We start from the raw sequence: 18682 nt of genomic DNA, 5'->3' as shown, positions 1-18682 counted from the left end.
CTTCGCTTTCCGTTTTCAGGCATGATCGACCACCTCATCTGTGACTGCGACGGCGTGCTCGTCGACAGCGAAATCATCGCTGACCGCGTGATGCTCGAAACGCTGACCGCTACCTTCCCCGGCCTCGACTTCGAACCCATCGTCAAGACGGCCTTTGGTCAGCAAACGTCGCGCTTTCTCGAAAGCATCGAGAAGTCGTTCGACATCACGCTGCCCGCGAATTTTTTCGACACTATCGAACACAACGTCGAGCTCGAGCTCGCGGCTTCGCTCAGTCCAATCAACGGTGTGCGCGATGCGTTGCAACGCGTCACGTTGCCTGCCGCCGTCGTATCGAACAGCCGCATGGCGCGTGTGAATGCGTCGGTGCGGCGCGCGGGTTTGCAGCAGATTTTCGGCGAACGCATTTTCAGCGCGGAACAGGTGGCGCGGCCGAAGCCTTATCCCGACGTGTATCTGTTCGCCGCGAAGACGCTGGGTGTCGAGCCGTCTCGATGCGTGGTGGTGGAAGACAGCGTGGCGGGTTTGAATGCCGCGCGCGCGGCGGGGATGAAGACGATCGCTTTCGTCGGCGCGAGCCATATTCCCGACGGCTACGCGGACGCGCTGCGCAAGATGGGCATGACGCGGATCATGCAACACATGGATGAATTGCCCGCGCTGGTCGAAGCGGGCGTACGCGGAGAGTTTGGCGACGTGCAGTCGTAGCGGCTCGCGGCAAAAGAAAAACCGGCTGCAAGAGCCGGCTCTTTCGCATCAGCGCTACAAGCAAGTGCGCGCCTCACCTCACGCGCGCACCCTGCTCGCCCATCAAGCCTCGTCAGCCACGCATTCGCGCGCCTGCGCCAGCGCCTGACGAAACTCCACCAATTCGGCGATGGTCAGCATCGGCAGATTGTGTTGCGCGGCGAAGCGCTCCACATCGGCGCCGCGCGTCATCGTGCCGTCCGGGTTCATCAGTTCGCACAACACGCCAGCGGGCTTCAGACCCGCGAGAATCGCGAGGTCGACCGTGCCTTCGGTGTGGCCGCGACGCGCCAGCACGCCGCCGGATTGCGCACGCAACGGGAACACGTGGCCCGGGCGCACGATATCGGCGGGCTTCGCCGTGTCGGCGATCGCGGCGCGAATCGTCGTCACGCGGTCGAGCGCGGACACACCGGTGGTGACACCATCGCGTGCTTCGATCGAAACCGTGAACGCGGTGCCGTGACGGCTTTCGTTGTTGACGGCCATCGGCGGCAGTTCGAGCGCGCGGATCTTCTCGTCGGGCAGGCACAGACAGACGATGCCGCTGCACTCGCGGATCAGCAACGCCATGGTTTCGACGGACAGACGCTCGGCGGAAACGATCAGATCGGCTTCGTTCTCGCGGTCGTGGTCGTCTTGCAGAACGACGGCGCGGCCATCGCGCATGGCTTGCAAGGCGGCGGCGATACGCGGCGGAACGGCTTCGGTGTCGAGCAGCGGGAGATCGAGGAATGCGCTATCCGCAATCGTCGACGGAGCAGGAAAAGTAGCAAAGGTCATGAATGAAACGCTCATCGCAAAAGTTGGGCGAGAAACGTTTCAGGGCATTGCAAACAGACAAAGACGCGCCGTTGAACGCCGCGCAAAGCGACGCTCGCGCACCGCCTCAACCTGCAAGCGGCGCCACGGAAACGAACATGACTATCTGCACATCTTCTTCCATCCGGACTCTAACCGTCGGCTCTGGCTTCTCACCAGATCTGCTGACCCCACTTCGGTCTTTCCGGTTCGGAAGACCGTACGACGTGGGCGCTCGCGGGCTCGCCGGCTCACGCTTTCGCGTTGCCGGCATACCGCCGGTGGGGAATTTCGCCCCGCCCTGAAGACGCACTGATTGCCGGATCGACCGGCTGGCAAAGCATACAACAGTCGCGCCGCACGTGCAGCGCAACCCTACTGATCAGACGGAAATCGCCGATTGCGAGCGGCTCCGTCCGAGAACACGGATCAGACCGGCGCGGCCTCGCGCGCCGGCTCGTGGTGCGCGGGCACGTCCCAGCGCGGCGGCGTCTCCGCCTTCAGCGTCACGCGGAACGCGCGCGCTTCCGTATCGCCGGGATTGCGCAGGCTATGCGGCTGGTCGGCGTCGAACACGATCGCGTCGCCCGTGGCCAGCAACTGGCGTTGATCGTGCACGCTGACTTCCAGCGTGCCTTCGCTCACCACCAGATTCACCGTCGTGCCCGGTGCGCGGCGCGTGCCGGCTTCGGTGTGCAACGGCGCGATACGCAGCTCGTGAAACTCGGCGGCGGTCGGCTCGGCGTCGGGATAAAGCGGCCGGGCCGAATAGCGTCCATTCGAACTGACGACGCGCGACGAGCGCTCCGCCGGTAAATGTTCGAAGCCGTTGGTCGCGTGACGCCGCAAGAAGGCCGCCACCGACACCTTCAACGCAGCGGCCACCTTACACAGCACCTTGATGGACGGCACGCTGCGCGCCGACTCGATCTGCGCGAGCATCGCGCGCGACACGCCGGACGCGCGGGCCAAAGCGTCGAGCGACAGTTGCCGCTCGGCGCGCAAACGGGCGAGATTCACGCCGACCAGATGTTCGAGTGCATCGAAGGGTTCAGCGGCACGCGGCGACGCATCGGTGTCAGCCGTGGGATCGCGAACCAGCGCAAGCGGGGAATGCATGATTGCCTCCAGGAGCGCCGCCGGACGGCGGGCAAGCGGTTAGTGGAAGCAAGATAGCATCGCGCCCCGCCGCGCCCAACGAAGTTATCTTCACACTGTTATCAGCATTGCGGAGGACGTTTTCCGCAATGCTTGTGCGAATTTTTCATAAGGGCGCAGGCGCGGCCGGTTCGCGGCCTCATGCGTCCTCACGCCCGCTGCGCCACCGTCGCCGCCGGCGCATCCATGCGCGCCGCGAACCACGTCAGCAGCAACGCCGCCACGCTGACCGCGGCCGCCACCCACGGCAAGGTATCGAGCGAATGGCCGTGATTGATCACCAGACCGCCGAGCCAGGCGCCGCCCGCATTGCCGACGTTGAACGCGCCGATGTTCAACGTCGAAGCCAGATTCGGCGCCGCAGCCGCCTTTTCGACCACGCGCATCTGCAACGGCGGCACAGTGGCGAACGCAGCAATGCCCCACACGAAGATAGTGACCGCCGCGGCCACTTGCGAATGGCTGGTGCGCGCGAAGATCGCCATCACGACCGCGAGCGCGACCAGGATGCCCATCAGCGAAGGCATCAGCGCGCGGTCAGCCAGCTTGCCACCGACTGTATTACCGATCGTCAGGCCCACGCCAAACAGCACCAGAATCAGCGTGACGCCGCGCGGCGAGAAACCGCTCACCTGCTCCAGAATCGGCGCGATATAAGTGAACACGACGAACACGCCGCCGAAACCGAGCACCGTCATCGCGAGCGCGGTCCAGACTTGCGGGTCCTTCAGCACGCGCACTTCGTGACCGAGGCCGACCGGACCGGCGTCATGACGATTCGGCACCAGCGCCGTAACGCCCACGAGCGACAGCACGCCGAACGCGCTGACGATCCAGAACGCCGCGCGCCAGCCGAACTCCTGGCCGACGAACGTGCCGAACGGCACGCCGAGCACGTTCGCGAGCGTCAGGCCGGTGAACATGAGCGCGATCGCGCTGGCGCGCTTTTCGGCCGGCACGAGCGACGCCGCCACCACCGCGCCGATGCCGAAGAACGACCCGTGCGCGAACGACGTCACCACGCGCGCGATCATCAGCACAGAATAACTGGACGCGATCGCGCACAGCGTATTGCCGACGATGAACACGCCCATCAGCAACTGCAGCGCCAGTTTGCGCGGCATTTTGCTGGTCACCACCGCGAGCAGCGGCGCACCGACCGCGACCCCGAGCGCGTAGCCGCTCACCAGCAAACCCGCCGACGGAATCGACACCGCCAGATCGTGCGCGACTTCGGGCAGCAGGCCCATGATGACGAACTCCGTCGTGCCGATCGCGAAGGCGCTGATCGCCAGCGCCAGTAATGGAATGGGCATTTTTCTTCTCCAGGATTTAAGGTTGAGCGTGATGCAGCGCCGTCACGAATTCGACGACGACGCCCGGCGCGAGCGCCACGAACAGTTGCGCCTGAGCCTCCTGCGGGCCCATCTGCGGCACATACGCGGTTTGATAATCGACACCGTGCTCACGCAGGCGACCGAGCAGCGCCTGCCATTCGGCGGCGCTCTCCAGCCGGAACGCGATGTGGTCGATACGCGGCGCCGTCCGGCCAGTCACCGCGGGCACCGTCGCGCCGATCAGGTGAATCAGCGGGCGGCCGTTCGCGTACAGCCAGTAGCCGTCGATTGAAAACGGCGGACGCGCGCCTTGAGTCAGCCCGGCAACGTCGACGAAGAAGCGTCGGGCGGTGCCGAGGTCGGCGGTGACGATCGTCGCGTGATCGAGTTGCATGGCGTGGGCGGAATCAGGGTTCTCCATGGCGGAAATTGTCGGGGCTACGCGTCGATTTGATAATTGGCGTAGCATTTGAATCATTTTCAAATCTCTTTTGAAAGATCCGCCATGGACAACCTCGGTGACATCCGCCTGTTCGTTGAAGCGGCGCAGCAAGGCAGCCTGTCGGCGGCGGGCCGCAAGATGGGTCTGACGCCGGCCGCCGCCAGTGCGCGCCTCGCCAAACTCGAGGCCGGCCTGAAAGCGCGCCTGTTCGAGCGCACCACCCGTCAACTCAGGCTCACCGACGAAGGCCGCCTCTACCTGAACTGCTGCCGTCAGGCGCTGCAATCGCTCGACGACGCCGAAGCCGCCCTGCAAGCCGGACAGGGCGTCGTGCGCGGCAAGGTGCGGGTCTCGGCGACCTCGGATTTCGGACGCAATCTGCTGATGCACTGGCTCGACGAATTCAACGCGCTGTATCCCGAAGTCACCTTCGCGCTGACGTTGTCGGACTCGCTGTCGAATCTGGTGCAGGAGGACATCGATCTGGCGATCCGCTTCGGTGTGCCGCAGGACAGTTCGCTGGTCGCGCGCAAATTGGCGCCGAACCGGCGCGTGCTGTGTGCGTCGCCGGCCTACATCGCGCGCAAGGGCGAACCGAAGGATCCGCACGATCTGGCGAATTTCGACTGCATCGTGCTGGCCACCGCCTCCGGGCTGGCGAACGAGTGGCGCTTCACGCGCGGCGACGAGGTGCAGCACTACACCGTGCCGTTCGAAGCCGCCCGCGAGACTAACGACGGCGCCGTCGCCCGCGAATGGGCGCTGCGCGGCTACGGCATCGTGATCAAGTCGATGTGGGATGTGGAAGCCGACCTGCGCGCGGACGGCCTGAAGATCCTGCTGCCGGAATGGCGTTATCCGGACGCGCCGCTGCACGCGCTCTACCATCGCAACCGCTTCATGGCGCCGCGTGTGCGCGTGCTGCTGGATTTCCTGAGCGAGCGTTTCGCGCAGGTGTCGGACGAACTGGAAGGTCTGCTGGGCTTGCCGTCGGAGCGGCCGCACGGCCGGGCAAGCGGGGAAACCGCGTCGCGCGAAGGGCTATAATATTGAGCTACGCTGCAAACGTGCACTGAAAGCGGCCCACAGTGGCCTGAAGCGCCGCCTCACGGCCCGCTCGCACGTTTCGCCCTGTTCACCTTTTAAACGACGCCCCCAGGTTACCCAGGTTAACCACTGCGACCGGCGAAATTCGATGACCAAGAAAGTTTATGTAAAGACCTTTGGCTGCCAGATGAACGAGTACGACTCCGACAAGATGGTCGACGTACTCGGCGCGGCTGAAGGTCTCGTCAAGACCGACACGCCGGAAGACGCGGATGTCATTCTGTTCAACACGTGCTCGGTGCGCGAAAAGGCGCAGGAAAAAGTGTTCTCGGACCTCGGCCGCGTGCGCGAGCTGAAGGAAGCGAATCCCAATCTGATCATCGGCGTGGGCGGCTGCGTGGCGAGCCAGGAAGGCGCGTCGATCGTGGCGCGCGCGCCGTACGTCGATCTGGTGTTCGGTCCGCAAACGCTGCACCGTCTGCCGCAAATGATCGACAAGCGCCGCGAAAGCGGCCGCGCGCAAGTGGACATCTCGTTCCCGGAAATCGAAAAGTTCGATCACCTGCCGCCGGCGCGCGTCGACGGCCCGAGCGCGTTCGTGTCGATCATGGAAGGCTGCAGCAAGTACTGCAGCTATTGCGTCGTGCCGTACACGCGCGGTGAAGAAGTGTCGCGTCCGCTCGACGACGTGCTGACCGAAATCGCGGGTCTCGCCGACCAGGGCGTGCGCGAAGTCACACTGCTCGGCCAGAACGTGAACGCTTATCGCGCCGGTCTCACACTGGGTTCGACCGAAATCGCCGACTTCGCTCAGTTGATCGAATACGTCGCGGATATTCCGGGCATCGAACGGATTCGCTACACCACGTCGCATCCGAAGGAATTCACGCAGCGCCTGATCGACACCTACGCGAAGGTGCCGAAGCTCGTCAGCCACCTGCATCTGCCGGTGCAGCACGGCTCGGACCGCATCCTGATGGCCATGAAGCGCGGCTACACGGTGCTCGAATACAAGTCCGTGATCCGCAAGCTGCGCGCGATCCGCCCTGACCTGTCGCTCTCGACGGACATGATCGTCGGCTTCCCCGGCGAGACGGAAGAAGACTTCGACAAGATGATGGCGCTCGTGCACGAGATGAAGTACGACACCAGCTTTTCGTTCATCTACAGCCCGCGCCCCGGCACGCCGGCCGCGAATCTGCACGACGACACGCCGCGCGAAGTGAAGCTCAAGCGCCTGCAACATTTGCAGGCCACCATCGAGGAAAACGTGCAGCGCATCAGCGATTCGATGGTCGGCAAGATCGAGCGCATACTGGTCGAGCGCCCGGCCCGCAAGGATCCGAACGAACTCGCCGGCCGCACCGAGAACAACCGGGTGGTGAATTTCCCGGCGCCGATTGCGTCGCACGCAAGGCTGATCGGCCAGATGGTCGACGTGAAAATCGTCAAAGCGTACCCACATTCGCTACGTGGCGAGCTCGTGCTGGTTCATGACGACGCCCCGGCCACGACCCACTAAGCGCATCGAAACCGACAGGATCGAACCACCGCCTTGAAGACCACTCAGCAGCATCTGGAATTCACCGCACCGCGCGAAGACAACGCGCGGCTCGCCAACCTCTGCGGTCCGCTCGACGAGAATCTGCGCCAGATCGAGCAGGCGCTCGACGTAACGCTGCAACGCCGTGGCCACCGCATCACGATTCGCGGGCGCGGCGCGAAATTCGCGCTCACGGCGCTCGAAAAGTTCTACGACAACTCACAGAAGCCACTGTCGGTCGACGACATCCAGCTCGCGCTCGTTGAAGTGCGTCAGCCGGCACGCCATCGCACGAACGGCAACGGGCATGGCACGGAAGCGCTCGACCCGCGCTTCCCCGGCAATCCGGATCACCCGTTCGACCAGCCCGCCGACGCCGGCGACGACGACCTCGAAGAACTCGGCCCGAAGCTCTACACTCGGCGCGCGGACCTGCGCGGCCGCACGCCGGCGCAGCGCGAGTATCTGAAGCAGATCATTTCGCACGACGTGACCTTCGGCATCGGTCCGGCCGGCACCGGCAAGACCTATCTCGCGGTGGCTTGCGCGGTGGATGCGCTCGAGCGCGATCAGGTCAAACGCATCGTGCTGACGCGTCCCGCAGTCGAAGCGGGCGAGCGTCTCGGCTTTCTGCCGGGCGATCTGGCACAAAAGGTCGATCCGTATCTGCGTCCTTTGTACGACGCGTTGTACGACCTGCTCGGCTTCGACAAGACCGCCAAGATGTTCGAGCGGCAGATGATCGAAATCGCGCCGCTCGCGTACATGCGCGGCCGCACACTGAACCACGCGTTCATCATCCTCGACGAGGCGCAGAACACCACGCCCGAACAGATGAAGATGTTCCTCACGCGGATCGGCTTCGGCTCAAAAGCGGTGGTCACCGGCGACACGACTCAGGTCGACTTGCCGCGCGGCCACAAGAGCGGGCTGATCGAAGCGCAGCAGGTGCTGGCCGACGTGCGTGGCATCGCGCTCACGCGCTTTACCAGCGCCGACGTGGTGCGGCATCCGCTGGTCGCGCGAATTGTGGAGGCGTACGATGCGCATTCGCAGAAAACCGCCAGTCCGGCGGATTCGCGCTAAAGAGCCACGACCGCAAAGACCGCCACGCACGCAACGAACGCATTACAACGAAACCGCATGAGCCGCGCCCCGAAACTGACGTTGAATCTGCAATTCCCCGCCGCCAAGACCTGGCCGGAACACAAGGCGCTGCTGCCGCGCGCCACGGTGGCCGGCTGGATCAAGGCGGCGCTCTTCGCGGACGGCGAACTGACGGTGCGTTTCGTCGATGCCGAAGAAGGCCGCACGCTGAACCGCACCTATCGCGGCAAGGATTATTCGACCAACGTGCTGACCTTCGCGTACGCCGAATCGGAAGACGATCCGGTGACGGGCGACCTGATCCTGTGCTGCCCGGTGGTCGAGAAAGAAGCTGCCGAGCAGGGCAAGCCGCTGCTCGCGCACTACGCGCATCTGCTCGTGCACGGCACGCTCCACGCCCAGGGCTACGACCACGAAGTCGAGGAAGAAGCCGAGGAAATGGAAGCGATCGAAACGGAAATCCTCGGCAAGCTCGGCTTTCCTGATCCTTACCAGTAGGCGTCGATCACCGTCGCGTCGCCAACGTCCAATCCGTTCAAAGCCCATCGTGAGCACCTCTTCCCCCGAAGCCGACACTCGAACGCCCTGCCCGGACTATCCGCCAGCACTCGGCGAATCGCGGCTCCTGACGGACGAGGAACTGCGCGCGTCGCTCGAATGCACGTTGCGCGACTGGGATCGCAAGAGCGACCTGTGGCTGTTCGGCTATGGTTCGCTGATCTGGAATCCCGGCCTGCCCACCGTCGAAGCCACCCGCTCGAAGGTCCACGGTTATCACCGCGGGCTCTACCTGTGGTCGCGCGTGAATCGCGGCACGCCCGAGCAGCCGGGCCTCGTGCTCGCGCTCGATCGCGGCGGTTCGTGCGCCGGCATCGCATTCCGGCTCGCGGCCGAAGGCTCGATGCCGCATCTCGAAGCACTCTGGCGCCGCGAAATGGCGATGGGGTCGTACCGTCCGGCGTGGCTGCCGTGCGTGCTCGCCGACGGCCGGCGCGTCGATGCGCTGGCCTTCGTGATGCGCCGCGACGTGCCGAGCTACACCGGCAAGTTGCGCGACGACGTCATCAAAACCGTGTTCGGCTGCGCGAGCGGGCGCTACGGCACCACGCTCGACTATGTCAGCCGCACAGTCCATGCGCTGCGTGAGAGCGGCATGCCTGATCGCGCGCTTGAAGCGCTGCTCGAACGGTGTCGCGAGGAAAGCCGCGAGGCAAACCTGAAAGCGGCCCGGAAAGCAGACCAGAAATAGCCGTCGCGAACGGCGCTTTTTTTCCTGGAAACGCTTTTCCGCGCGTAATCAGTTAGGATTGACCCACGCCCGCCCTCACGGCGGAGCCGCTTCACCCCAGCTTCACTCATCGCCCAGCCGGGCGGGACACGGTCCTGCCATGTGCCTGGTGTATCCTTAATGCTCTGCAACAGCGCGCCCAGTCTTGCCGGGCGCACTACCATGAACGACACGTATCCCAGTCGACGCCAAACCGACAAACCGCAGGAAAAACGCTCACTCCTCGAGCGTCTGACCGACTTCATCTCGCCTGAGCCCGACTCGCGCGCCGAACTTCTGGAAATTCTGCAGGACGCGCACGAGCGCAACCTGATCGACGCCGACTCGCTGTCGATGATCGAAGGCGTGTTCCAGGTGTCCGAACTCAGCGCGCGCGACATCATGGTGCCGCGGGCGCAAATGGACGCGATCAATATCGCGGACAATCCCGCCGAATTCATCCCTTACGTGCTGGAAAAAGCACACTCGCGCTATCCAGTCTACGAGGGCAACCGCGACAACATCATCGGCGTGCTGCTGGCCAAAGACCTGCTGCGCTACTACGCCGAAGAAGAGTTCGACGTGCGCGGCATGCTGCGCCCCGCCGTGTTCATCCCCGAATCGAAACGCCTGAATGTGCTGCTGCATGACTTCCGTGTGAATCGCAATCACCTCGCGGTGGTGGTCGACGAATACGGCGGCGTGGCCGGCCTGATCACGATTGAAGACGTGCTGGAACAGATCGTCGGCGACATTGAAGACGAATACGATTTCGACGAGGAAAGCGGCAATATCATCGCCTCGCCGGACGGACGTTTCCGCGTGCGCGCGCTGACCGAAATCGAACAGTTCAACGAAGCCTTCGGCACCCACTACTCGGACGATGAAGTCGACACGATCGGCGGCCTCGTCACGCATCACTTCGGACGGGTGCCGCATCGCGGCGAAAAAGTCCGCCTCGACGATCTGATCTTCGAGATTCTGCGCGGCGACGCCCGCCAGATTCACATGCTGCTGGTGCGCCGCGATCCGCTCGCCGGCCAGCGCGAGCGCGAAGCGCAGCACGTGCAGACCTGATCCGGTTGCGGCCGGTTCTCTCTTCGCTTCTTCAACTCGCTGTTCAACCTTTCACGCCGACCGCGCAACGATGGCCGACCCGATGACTTCCCGTTCGCGCCGCGGCGTGAGCGCTTCCGCCGCCCAGCAAACGCGCGGGCGCACGCTGCCGCGCTGGCATTACCTCGTCGCGCTGGCCGCGGGCGCGGCCAATACGCTCTCGTTCGCGCCGACGCCGCACGGTGGCTGGCTCGAACTCGCGATCTTCGCGTTCTTCTTCGCCTGGCTCACGCGCACCACCGGGTGGAAGAGCGCGGCGTTGACGGGCGGCGCATTCGGCTTCGGCAATTTCGTGACAGGCGTGTGGTGGCTCTACGTCAGCATGCATTTCTACGGCGGCATGGCGGCGCCGCTCGCCGCCGCGGCCGTCGTGCTGTTCTCGCTGTATCTGGCGGTTTATCCGGCGCTGGCGGCCGGCGTCTGGTCGTTCTGCGCCGGTCATGCGCGCAATGGCGCCGCCGTCGACGACACGCCGTTTTCGCCGACCTGGCATGGCGCGCTGGCGTTCGCGAGCGCGTGGGCGATCGGCGAATGGCTGCGCGGCACGGTGTTCACGGGCTTTCCGTGGCTCGCGAGCGGCTATGCTCAAGTGGACGGCCCGTTTGCCGGCTTTGCGCCGGTAGCGGGCGTGTATGGCGTCGGCTGGATGCTGGCGCTGGTGGCCGCGCTAATTGTGCAAGCGCTGCTACCGTTGCTGTCCTCGCGCAAAACGGACAAGAACGCCGATGCCAGCCGGAACGGCAACGGCGCGAAACCCGGCGTAGCGCGCGTCGTCGTGCCCGGCGCAATCGCGCTGGCGCTGATCGCCGCCGGCCTGCTGCTGCCGTTCGTGCAATGGACCGTGCCGGCCAACGCGCCGTTGACCGTGCGCCTGTTGCAAGGCAACGTCAAACAGGAAATGAAGTTCGAGGAATCCGGCATGCGCGCCGCGATCGATCAGTTTCAACAGATGATCACCTCGAAACCGGCCGATCTGATCGTCACGCCGGAAACCGCCATTCCTGTGCTTGCGCAGCAGTTGCCGGCGCCTTTCGCGTCGGCGGTGCGCAACTTCTCGGACTCGACCGGCAGCGCGATTCTGTTCGGCGCGATCGGCGGTACCATCACGCCGGAAGGCCAGGTGATCGACTATACGAACAGCCTGTTCGGCGTCACACCCGGCACGCGCGACGTGTATCGCTACGACAAGCACCACCTCGTGCCGTTCGGCGAATTCGTGCCGTGGGGCTTCCGTTGGTTCGTCAACCTGATGAGCATTCCGCTCGGCGATTTCTTCCGTGGCGCCCCGGTGCAGAAGCCGTTCATCGTGCATAACCAGCCGGTCGCCGTGGACATCTGCTACGAAGACATTTTCGGCGAAGAGATTGCGCGGACCATCCGCGAAAGCGGTACGCCCGCCGGCGTGCTGGTCAATTCGACCAATCTGGCCTGGTTCGGCGACACCATCGCGCTCGACCAGCATCTGCAAATCGCGCGCATGCGTTCGCTGGAAACCGGCCGCCCGATGCTGCGCGCGACCAACACCGGCATGACGGCCGCGATCGATGCGAACGGCAAGGTGCTCGGCCGCCTGACGCCGTACACGATCGGCTCGCTCGACGTCACCGTGCAAGGCACCGCAGGCAGCACGCCTTACATCACGAGCGGCAATAACACCGTGCTGGCGGTTTCGTTGCTGCTGCTGGCGTTCGGCTTTGCGTTCGGGCCGGGCATTACGCGGCGCCGCAACGGCAAGCAATAAGCCGCGATTAAGCCACGTCGATCTCGCGCGCCGCCTATATGAAAGCGGCGCGCGCGAATCGAGCCACAAAAAAACGCTGAAATAAAAAACGCGCGCCGCGGATTACCGCGAGCGCGCGTTTTAGTACCAATCAAACCTTACTGGTTCGAGGCAATACGCTGCTGAATATGCTGCGCACGCGCCGGCGACGCCGGATGCGAACTCAACATGCTCGATTTACCGCCATCCAATGCCGAGAGCTTGTTGAATGCCGTCACCAATCCCGACGGATCGAGATTCTTCTTTTTCTGCAAGTCGAACGAATAATCGTCGGCTGCGCTTTCCTGCGTTTGCGAGAATTGCGCGTTAATCAGCTTCTCGGAAAAATCGCCGAGTTGCGAACCGGACAGCGCGCCCGCCACGCCCCCCGCTGATGACGCCACGGAACGCGCCGCCGAAGTCGCATACGCGACCTGCATCGCCTTCTTCGTGTGGCCGAGCGCCACGTGGCCCATTTCATGGCCGACCACGCCGCGCACTTCGTTGTCGTTCATCATGTCCATCAAACCGCTGTAGACGCGCACGCAGCCGTTGGCCATGGCCCACGCGTTGACGTCCTTGGTCATGTACACCTTGTAGTTCACCGGCGTGCCGTTGATGTTGTCGCCCAGTTGCGCGGCAATCTTGTTCAGGCGCGTCTGGTACTTGCTGTTCGCCGCGGCAATCTTGTTTTCACTGTCCAGTTGCGCGCACGACTTGTCGGTCAGGGCGCGCACGTCGGCGTCGCTCAGCGTGGCAGCCTGAGTGGCCATCTGGCCGGACTTGATCAGCGCGGACGGATCGACGTTGCTGACATTCGAGCACGCTGCAAATAAAGCACAGGCGGAAGCGGCAATGGCAAAGCGGTACGATTTCATGTGGAAGTCTCTCTGCGATGTTATTCATTTCAGCGGCGCGCTTTTTAATGCACCACCTGTTCGCAACGGTTTCATATCGTCGGCAAAGAAGCCGGATATATAAATTGCATAAACACTTTTGCACCACGCGACAGACAAAAAAAAGCGCCTGACGAGCAGGCGCATTTTTACCACAAACGTAAGCTTTAATTCAGCTTTCTGGAAGCTTGAATGACACTATTTTGCAAACTGCCCGATATTGCGGACCACGTTAATCAAAACAGCCTCCCTCGCGTTCAATTAGTCGCTTATTCAGTCAGACGGCACCGTATCAATGAACGACTGACGCAGCGAGAGCTTCTGGAAATGTTTGTCCAGATTCGGATATGGTTCGCGCCAGTTCAATTCCGGCATGCGGAAATCCAGATAACCCAATGCGCAACCCATCGCGATATCGGCAAGCGTGTAGTGATTGCCCGCGCACCACGTCTTGCTGCCCAATCCTTGCGCCATTGCGATCAGGGCTTCGTCGATCTTGCGCTGCTGGCGCGCGACCCACGCGTCCACGCGCTGCTCCGGCGCGCGCTGCGTGCCTTCGAGGCGAATCAGCACCGCCGCGTCCAGCACGCCGTCGGCGAGCGCTTCCCAGCAGCGCACCTCGACGCGCTCGCGTCCCGACTGGGGAATCAGCTTGCCGACCGGCGAGAGCGTATCCACGTATTCACAGATCACCCGCGAGTCGAACACCGCTTCGCCATCTTCCATCACGAGGCACGGCACTTTGCCGAGCGGATTGAAGGTGTGAATGCGAGTGTCCGGCGCCCAGACATTCTCGGGCACCAGTTCGTAGTCGATCTTCTTATCGGCCAGCACGATCCGCGCTTTACGCACGAAGGGACTGGCGAGCGAACCGATGAGTTTCATCATTACCATCTGCCTTTTTCTGAATCCGGCGAAAGTATAAGTGCTTGGCGCCGTTCACGAGCGTTCAGAAGCGTCACGCCGACGCTTCGCGAGCCGCGCGGGGACTCGCTGTGGACGGATTGCAACAGCGCCGAGAGCGCGTTGGCCGCCACTTACGCAAGTATCCCGCGCAAAATAACTCCGCGCATGGGCGCTACAATCGCACGATGAACCAGCTGACCGAACCCACCATCGCCATCGACGTCTACCGCACGCGCCGTGAGCGCGTACTCGCCGCGCTGCGGGCAGCGGGTGGCGGCGTCGCCATCGTCCCCACCGCGCCGGAGGCGCTGCGCAACCGGGACGCCGACTATCCCTACCGTCACGACAGCTATTTTTACTACCTGACCGGTTTCACCGAGCCCGAAGCGTTGCTGGTGCTCGACGCCAGCGCCGCGCCCGGCGAGCCGGCTTCGGTGCTGTTCTGCCGCGAGAAAAACGTCGAGCGCGAAACGTGGGAAGGTTTCCGCTTCGGCCCGGACGGCGCGCGCGCGGCCTTCGGTTTCGACGCCGCGTTCGCCATCGGCGAAATCGACACGCAATTGCCGCGGCTGCTCGCCGACAAGCCGTCGCTGCATTACGCGCTCGGCGCCTCGGCGCAACTGGACGAACGGGTGCGCGGCTGGCTCGACGCGGTGCGGGCGCAAAGCCGTGGCGGTGTCGCCGCGCCCGCGACCGCACGCGATCTCATCCCGTTGCTCGACGAGATGCGGCTCATCAAGGACGATCACGAACTCGCCATCATGCGGCGGGCCGGGCAGATTTCCGCCCAGGCGCATCGGCGCGCCATGGCCGCGTGCCATCCGGGCGTGCGCGAGTACGAACTCGAAGCCGAACTGCTCTACACCTTCCGCAAGTTCGGCGCGCAGGCACCGGCTTATACGTCGATCGTCGCGGCGGGCGAGAACGCCTGCGTGCTGCACTACCCGGCCGGCAACGCGATTGCCCAGGACGGCGACCTGATCCTGATCGACGCGGCCTGCGAACTCGACGGCTACGCCTCCGACATCACCCGCACCTTCCCCGCGAGCGGCCGCTTCACGCCGGCGCAGCGCGAACTGTACGACATCGTGCTGGCCGCGCAGCAAGCCGCGATCGACGCCACCCGCGCCGGCGCCACCTTCGACGACCCGCACCAGGCCGCCGTGCGCGTGCTGTCGCAGGGCTTGCTCGACACCGGCATTATCGACCGCGCGAAATTCGCCTCGGTCGACGACGTGATCGCCGAACGCGCCTACGCGCCTTTCTATATGCACCGCACCGGCCACTGGCTCGGCATGGACGTGCACGACGTCGGCGACTACCGCGAACGCGGCGCGCCGCGCGACGAAGCGGGCGCGCTGCCGTGGCGCACGCTGCAGGCGTCGATGACGCTGACCATCGAGCCCGGCCTGTATATCCGGCCGACCGAAGGCGTGCCCGAGCGCTACTGGAACATCGGCATCCGCATCGAGGACGACGCCATCGTCACGCCGACCGGTTGCGAATTGATGACGCGCGACGTGCCGGTCGCCGCCGACGAGATCGAGGCGCTGATGCAGGAAGCCCGCGCGGCATATGAAACAGGGAAGTAACTCGCAATGAATGACGTTTCCCCGTCGACGGTGATCCTGAAGCCCGCCAAGGCCGGCCATCCGTTCGATTTCGACGTGACGATCGTCGGCGCCGGTCCGGTCGGGCTGGCGCTGGCCGGCTGGCTGGCGCGCCGCAGCGCGACGCGGGCGCTGAAGATCGCGCTCGTCGACGCGCGCGAGCCGGAAGATTCGATCGCCGATCCGCGCGCCATCGCCGTGTCGCACGGCAGCCGGATGATCCTGGAACCGCTGCGCTGGCCCGCCGATGCCACCGCGATCCAGCGCATCCACGTGTCGCAGCGCGGCCACTTCGGCCGCACGCTGATCGATCACGGCGAGCATGGCTTGCCGGCGCTCGGCTATGTGCTGCGTTATGGCTCGATCGTGCACGGTCTCGCCGAGGCGGTGCACGCCACCGCCGTGCATTGGTTCCGCTCCACTTCCGCTGGGGCGCCGACGCAGGAACTCGACGGCGTCACGCTGCCGATCGAAACCGCGGGCGTCACGCGTCAGTTGCGCACGCGCATTCTGGTGAATGCCGAAGGCGGTTTGTTCGGTGATCAGAAGTCGGGTAAAGGCGCGGGCAAACGCGGCGGCAAGGGCACCGGCGTGAATGTGGACGAGCAAGTCGGCCACGGCGCGGACGACGACACTGCCGACAGCCAAGCCGCCAACATCGCGGCGAAAAGCGCTGATCAGCAAACCGGCCGGGACGGCGGCGCCGCACGGCGCGCAGGCCGAGGCGCCGTCGACCCTGGCTCGCGCGACTACGGCCAGACCGCGCTGGTCGGCACGGTGACCGTATCCGCGCCGCAACCGCATGTGGCATGGGAGCGCTTCACGTCGCAAGGTCCGATCGCGTTGCTGCCGATGGGCGGCGTGCGCGGCGCCGACTACGCGCTGGTCTGGTGCTGTGCGCCCGAAGAAGCCGCACGCCGCGCGCAACTTTCCGACGAAGCCTTCCTGCGCGAACTCGGCGCCGCGTTCGGCGACCGCATGGGCCGCTTTACGCACATCAAGGGACGCGCGTCGTTCCCGTTGGGGCTGAACGCGGTGGAAACGCTGGTGAACGGTCACGTCGTCGCAATCGGCAACGCGGCGCAGACGCTGCATCCGGTCGCGGGTCAGGGCCTGAACCTGGGTCTGCGCGACGCGCACGCGCTCGCCGACGCCTTGTCGGCGGAAGGTCCAACCCCGCTCGCGCTGGCGACCTTCGCGCAGCGCCGCGCACTCGACCGGCGCATGACGATCGGCGCCACCGACACGCTCGCGCGCCTCTTCACCGTCGACTTCGCGCCGCTCGCGGTCATGCGCGGCCTCGCCCTCACCGCGCTCGAATTCCTGCCGCCGGTGAAAACCGCGCTGGCACGGCAAATGATGTTCGGACAGCGCCGCTAGGCGCGCCGCCCGCTCGCGCCGCACGGCCTTTCTGCTTCGCGCGGATGGTGCCGCGCGAGTCGCGCCGGTTCTATGAATCGGCGCACTTTCATAGAAGATTTAATGGGTTACGACAGGCACATGTCGGGTGCCGGCTATCCGTTAACGCTAAAATAGCGGTTTTCTCTCGCATTTCGCGAACGCTCCGATTGACAGAAATTGACCAATCGGCCGCGCGCGCGTCCACCGCGTCTCACGTTATGCCCACTCTCGGCTCCCACAATCTGCGTAATAACCTGTTCGTCGCGCCTATGGCCGGCGTGACCGACCGGCCGTTCCGGCAACTATGCAAACGGCTGGGCGCGGGCTATGCGGTGTCGGAAATGGTCGCCTCGAACGCGCAGTTGTGGAAGAGCGAGAAGACCATGCGCCGCGCCAATCACGCGGGCGAGGTCGAGCCGATCGCCGTGCAGATCGCCGGCGCCGATCCGGCCATGATGGCCGAAGCGGCCCGCTATAACGTGGCGAACGGCGCGCAGATCATCGACATCAACATGGGCTGCCCGGCCAAGAAGGTGTGCAACGTCGCGGCGGGTTCGGCCCTGCTGCAGAACGAGCCGCTGGTGCAACGCATCGTCGAGGCGGTGGTGGGCGCCGTGGGCGTCGGGCCCGACGCGGTGCCCGTTACGCTGAAGATCCGCACGGGCTGGGATCGCGAGAACAAGAATGCGCTGAACGTCGCGCGTCTGGCCGAGTCGGCCGGCATTTCGATGCTGACCGTGCACGGCCGCACCCGCGCCGATCTGTATCACGGCGACGCCGAATACGAGACCATCGCCGCGGTGAAGGCGGCGGTGCGCATTCCGGTGGTCGCCAACGGCGACATTACGTCGCCGCAAAAAGCACGCGAGGTATTGGCCGCCACCGGCGCCGACGCCATCATGATCGGCCGCGCGGCGCAGGGGCGCCCGTGGCTGTTCCGCGAGATCGAGCATTTCCTGCAAACGGGCGAGTTGCTGCCGCCGCCGCGCATCGACGAAATCCAGCAGGTGATGAACGAGCATCTGGAAGACCACTACGCTTTCTACGGCGAATTTACCGGTGTCCGCACTGCGCGTAAGCACATCGGCTGGTACACTCGCGGCCTTTCTGGCGCCAACGTGTTCCGGCATCGCATGAATACGCTGGACACCACGCGCGAACAACTCCTCGCCGTCAACGAATTCTTCGACGCCCAAAAGGCGATCTCAGACCGTCTCGTCTACGTCGACGAGACGCTCAACGAAAACGGCGAGCCGGACCAAACCGACCGACTAGCAGCATGAGCAAGAACAATATCGAACAATCTGTCCGCGACAGCCTGGGGATGTATTTCCAGGATCTCGACGGCTCCAATCCGCACGACGTCTACGACATGGTGATTTCCTGCGTAGAAAAACCTCTGCTCGAAGTGGTGCTCGAGCAGGCCGGCGGCAATCAGTCGCTGGCCGCCGAGTATCTCGGCATCAACCGCAATACGCTGCGCAAGAAGCTGCAACAGCATGGTTTGTTGTAGTTTCAGGCGCCCTGCCACGTTTCCCTTCGGCT

The 18682-nt window shown here is 64.3% G+C and carries 18 protein-coding genes and 1 riboswitch; of the genes, 12 read left to right on the top strand and 6 right to left on the bottom strand.

The features are described 5' to 3' along the window. The first annotated feature begins 21 nt into the window (after positions 1 to 21). Positions 22 to 708, top strand: a complete 687-nt coding sequence (locus PQR42_RS34120; protein WP_408390738.1) for an HAD family hydrolase — start codon at positions 22 to 24, stop codon at positions 706 to 708. Positions 709 to 810: 102 nt separating this feature from the next. Here the strand turns inward: PQR42_RS34120 and ribB are convergent, their stop codons facing one another. The 4 genes from ribB to PQR42_RS34100 form a co-directional block, all read right to left on the bottom strand. After that, positions 811 to 1530: a 3,4-dihydroxy-2-butanone-4-phosphate synthase gene (gene ribB, locus PQR42_RS34115; RefSeq protein WP_168795161.1), complete on the bottom strand. Its 720-nt coding sequence runs from the start codon at positions 1528 to 1530 to the stop codon at positions 811 to 813. A gap of 147 nt (positions 1531 to 1677) precedes the next feature. After that, a riboswitch (FMN riboswitch) is annotated at positions 1678 to 1861 on the bottom strand. Between the two features lie 116 nt (positions 1862 to 1977). Continuing rightward, a complete protein-coding gene (locus tag PQR42_RS34110) occupies positions 1978 to 2667 on the bottom strand; it encodes a helix-turn-helix domain-containing protein (protein WP_408219088.1) in 690 nt (229 codons plus the stop codon). Positions 2668 to 2855: 188 nt separating this feature from the next. Further along, complete coding sequence (locus tag PQR42_RS34105) at positions 2856 to 4022, bottom strand: MFS transporter (protein WP_408390741.1); 1167 nt, start codon at positions 4020 to 4022, stop codon at positions 2856 to 2858. Positions 4023 to 4038: 16 nt separating this feature from the next. Next, positions 4039 to 4437: a VOC family protein gene (locus PQR42_RS34100; RefSeq protein WP_408390799.1), complete on the bottom strand. Its 399-nt coding sequence runs from the start codon at positions 4435 to 4437 to the stop codon at positions 4039 to 4041. A 111-nt stretch (positions 4438 to 4548) separates the two neighbouring features. Between PQR42_RS34100 and PQR42_RS34095 the strand changes: the two genes are divergently transcribed. The 7 genes from PQR42_RS34095 to lnt all read left to right on the top strand — a co-directional run bounded on the left by PQR42_RS34095 (position 4549) and on the right by lnt (position 12306). Further along, on the top strand, positions 4549 to 5532 hold the full coding sequence (locus tag PQR42_RS34095; protein WP_408390743.1) for a LysR family transcriptional regulator: 984 nt from the start codon (positions 4549 to 4551) through the stop codon (positions 5530 to 5532). 148 nt (positions 5533 to 5680) lie between these two features. Continuing rightward, positions 5681 to 7054 carry a tRNA (N6-isopentenyl adenosine(37)-C2)-methylthiotransferase MiaB gene (gene miaB / locus PQR42_RS34090; RefSeq protein WP_408390745.1) on the top strand — a complete coding sequence of 458 codons (1374 nt, stop codon included), beginning with the start codon at positions 5681 to 5683 and terminating at the stop codon, positions 7052 to 7054. Between the two features lie 33 nt (positions 7055 to 7087). Beyond that, on the top strand, positions 7088 to 8161 hold the full coding sequence (locus tag PQR42_RS34085; protein ID WP_408219076.1) for a PhoH family protein: 1074 nt from the start codon (positions 7088 to 7090) through the stop codon (positions 8159 to 8161). A gap of 57 nt (positions 8162 to 8218) precedes the next feature. Next, entirely contained in the window at positions 8219 to 8680 is a 462-nt protein-coding gene (gene ybeY, locus PQR42_RS34080) for an rRNA maturation RNase YbeY (protein ID WP_325046010.1), read from the top strand. 49 nt (positions 8681 to 8729) lie between these two features. Continuing rightward, positions 8730 to 9431: a gamma-glutamylcyclotransferase gene (locus PQR42_RS34075; RefSeq protein WP_408219072.1), complete on the top strand. Its 702-nt coding sequence runs from the start codon at positions 8730 to 8732 to the stop codon at positions 9429 to 9431. Between the two features lie 201 nt (positions 9432 to 9632). Continuing rightward, on the top strand, positions 9633 to 10526 hold the full coding sequence (locus PQR42_RS34070; RefSeq protein ID WP_091799238.1) for a CorC family transporter: 894 nt from the start codon (positions 9633 to 9635) through the stop codon (positions 10524 to 10526). Between the two features lie 70 nt (positions 10527 to 10596). After that, complete coding sequence (gene lnt, locus PQR42_RS34065) at positions 10597 to 12306, top strand: apolipoprotein N-acyltransferase (protein WP_408390747.1); 1710 nt, start codon at positions 10597 to 10599, stop codon at positions 12304 to 12306. Positions 12307 to 12443: 137 nt separating this feature from the next. On the opposite strand, the gene loiP is transcribed toward lnt, so the two are convergent. Then, on the bottom strand, positions 12444 to 13202 hold the full coding sequence (gene loiP / locus PQR42_RS34060; protein ID WP_408219065.1) for a metalloprotease LoiP: 759 nt from the start codon (positions 13200 to 13202) through the stop codon (positions 12444 to 12446). A 291-nt stretch (positions 13203 to 13493) separates the two neighbouring features. Then, positions 13494 to 14108: a glutathione S-transferase C-terminal domain-containing protein gene (locus tag PQR42_RS34055; protein WP_408239288.1), complete on the bottom strand. Its 615-nt coding sequence runs from the start codon at positions 14106 to 14108 to the stop codon at positions 13494 to 13496. 203 nt (positions 14109 to 14311) lie between these two features. Here PQR42_RS34055 and PQR42_RS34050 point away from each other — a divergent pair, with 203 nt between their 5' ends. From PQR42_RS34050 to PQR42_RS34035, 4 genes are all read left to right on the top strand, one after another. Further along, entirely contained in the window at positions 14312 to 15718 is a 1407-nt protein-coding gene (locus PQR42_RS34050; RefSeq protein WP_408390750.1) for an aminopeptidase P N-terminal domain-containing protein, read from the top strand. A 6-nt stretch (positions 15719 to 15724) separates the two neighbouring features. Further along, positions 15725 to 17116: a UbiH/UbiF/VisC/COQ6 family ubiquinone biosynthesis hydroxylase gene (locus tag PQR42_RS34045; RefSeq protein ID WP_408219055.1), complete on the top strand. Its 1392-nt coding sequence runs from the start codon at positions 15725 to 15727 to the stop codon at positions 17114 to 17116. Positions 17117 to 17355: 239 nt separating this feature from the next. After that, a complete protein-coding gene (dusB, locus tag PQR42_RS34040) occupies positions 17356 to 18420 on the top strand; it encodes a tRNA dihydrouridine synthase DusB (protein WP_408219052.1) in 1065 nt (354 codons plus the stop codon). Further along, complete coding sequence (locus tag PQR42_RS34035; RefSeq protein WP_007180440.1) at positions 18417 to 18650, top strand: Fis family transcriptional regulator; 234 nt, start codon at positions 18417 to 18419, stop codon at positions 18648 to 18650. Before dusB ends, PQR42_RS34035 begins: the two co-directional genes overlap by 4 nt. Positions 18651 to 18682: the final 32 nt, after the last annotated feature.

The sequence above is a fragment of the Paraburkholderia sediminicola genome, from assembly GCF_046027355.1.
In the GTDB taxonomy this organism is placed as follows: domain Bacteria; phylum Pseudomonadota; class Gammaproteobacteria; order Burkholderiales; family Burkholderiaceae; genus Paraburkholderia; species Paraburkholderia sediminicola_B.
Note: the sequence above shows the minus strand (reverse complement) of the source record. Positions and strands in the feature narration are given on the sequence as shown.

Coding starts and splice junctions, on each gene's coding strand:
- PQR42_RS34120 (WP_408390738.1), top strand. CDS start 22: ATGATCGACCACCTCATCTGTGACTGCGACGGCGTGCTCGTCGACAGC.
- ribB (WP_168795161.1), bottom strand. CDS start 1,530: ATGACCTTTGCTACTTTTCCTGCTCCGTCGACGATTGCGGATAGCGCA.
- PQR42_RS34110 (WP_408219088.1), bottom strand. CDS start 2,667: ATGCATTCCCCGCTTGCGCTGGTTCGCGATCCCACGGCTGACACCGAT.
- PQR42_RS34105 (WP_408390741.1), bottom strand. CDS start 4,022: ATGCCCATTCCATTACTGGCGCTGGCGATCAGCGCCTTCGCGATCGGC.
- PQR42_RS34100 (WP_408390799.1), bottom strand. CDS start 4,437: ATGCAACTCGATCACGCGACGATCGTCACCGCCGACCTCGGCACCGCC.
- PQR42_RS34095 (WP_408390743.1), top strand. CDS start 4,549: ATGGACAACCTCGGTGACATCCGCCTGTTCGTTGAAGCGGCGCAGCAA.
- miaB (WP_408390745.1), top strand. CDS start 5,681: ATGACCAAGAAAGTTTATGTAAAGACCTTTGGCTGCCAGATGAACGAG.
- ybeY (WP_325046010.1), top strand. CDS start 8,219: ATGAGCCGCGCCCCGAAACTGACGTTGAATCTGCAATTCCCCGCCGCC.
- PQR42_RS34070 (WP_091799238.1), top strand. CDS start 9,633: ATGAACGACACGTATCCCAGTCGACGCCAAACCGACAAACCGCAGGAA.
- lnt (WP_408390747.1), top strand. CDS start 10,597: ATGGCCGACCCGATGACTTCCCGTTCGCGCCGCGGCGTGAGCGCTTCC.
- loiP (WP_408219065.1), bottom strand. CDS start 13,202: ATGAAATCGTACCGCTTTGCCATTGCCGCTTCCGCCTGTGCTTTATTT.
- PQR42_RS34055 (WP_408239288.1), bottom strand. CDS start 14,108: ATGATGAAACTCATCGGTTCGCTCGCCAGTCCCTTCGTGCGTAAAGCG.
- PQR42_RS34050 (WP_408390750.1), top strand. CDS start 14,312: ATGAACCAGCTGACCGAACCCACCATCGCCATCGACGTCTACCGCACG.
- PQR42_RS34045 (WP_408219055.1), top strand. CDS start 15,725: ATGAATGACGTTTCCCCGTCGACGGTGATCCTGAAGCCCGCCAAGGCC.
- dusB (WP_408219052.1), top strand. CDS start 17,356: ATGCCCACTCTCGGCTCCCACAATCTGCGTAATAACCTGTTCGTCGCG.
- PQR42_RS34035 (WP_007180440.1), top strand. CDS start 18,417: ATGAGCAAGAACAATATCGAACAATCTGTCCGCGACAGCCTGGGGATG.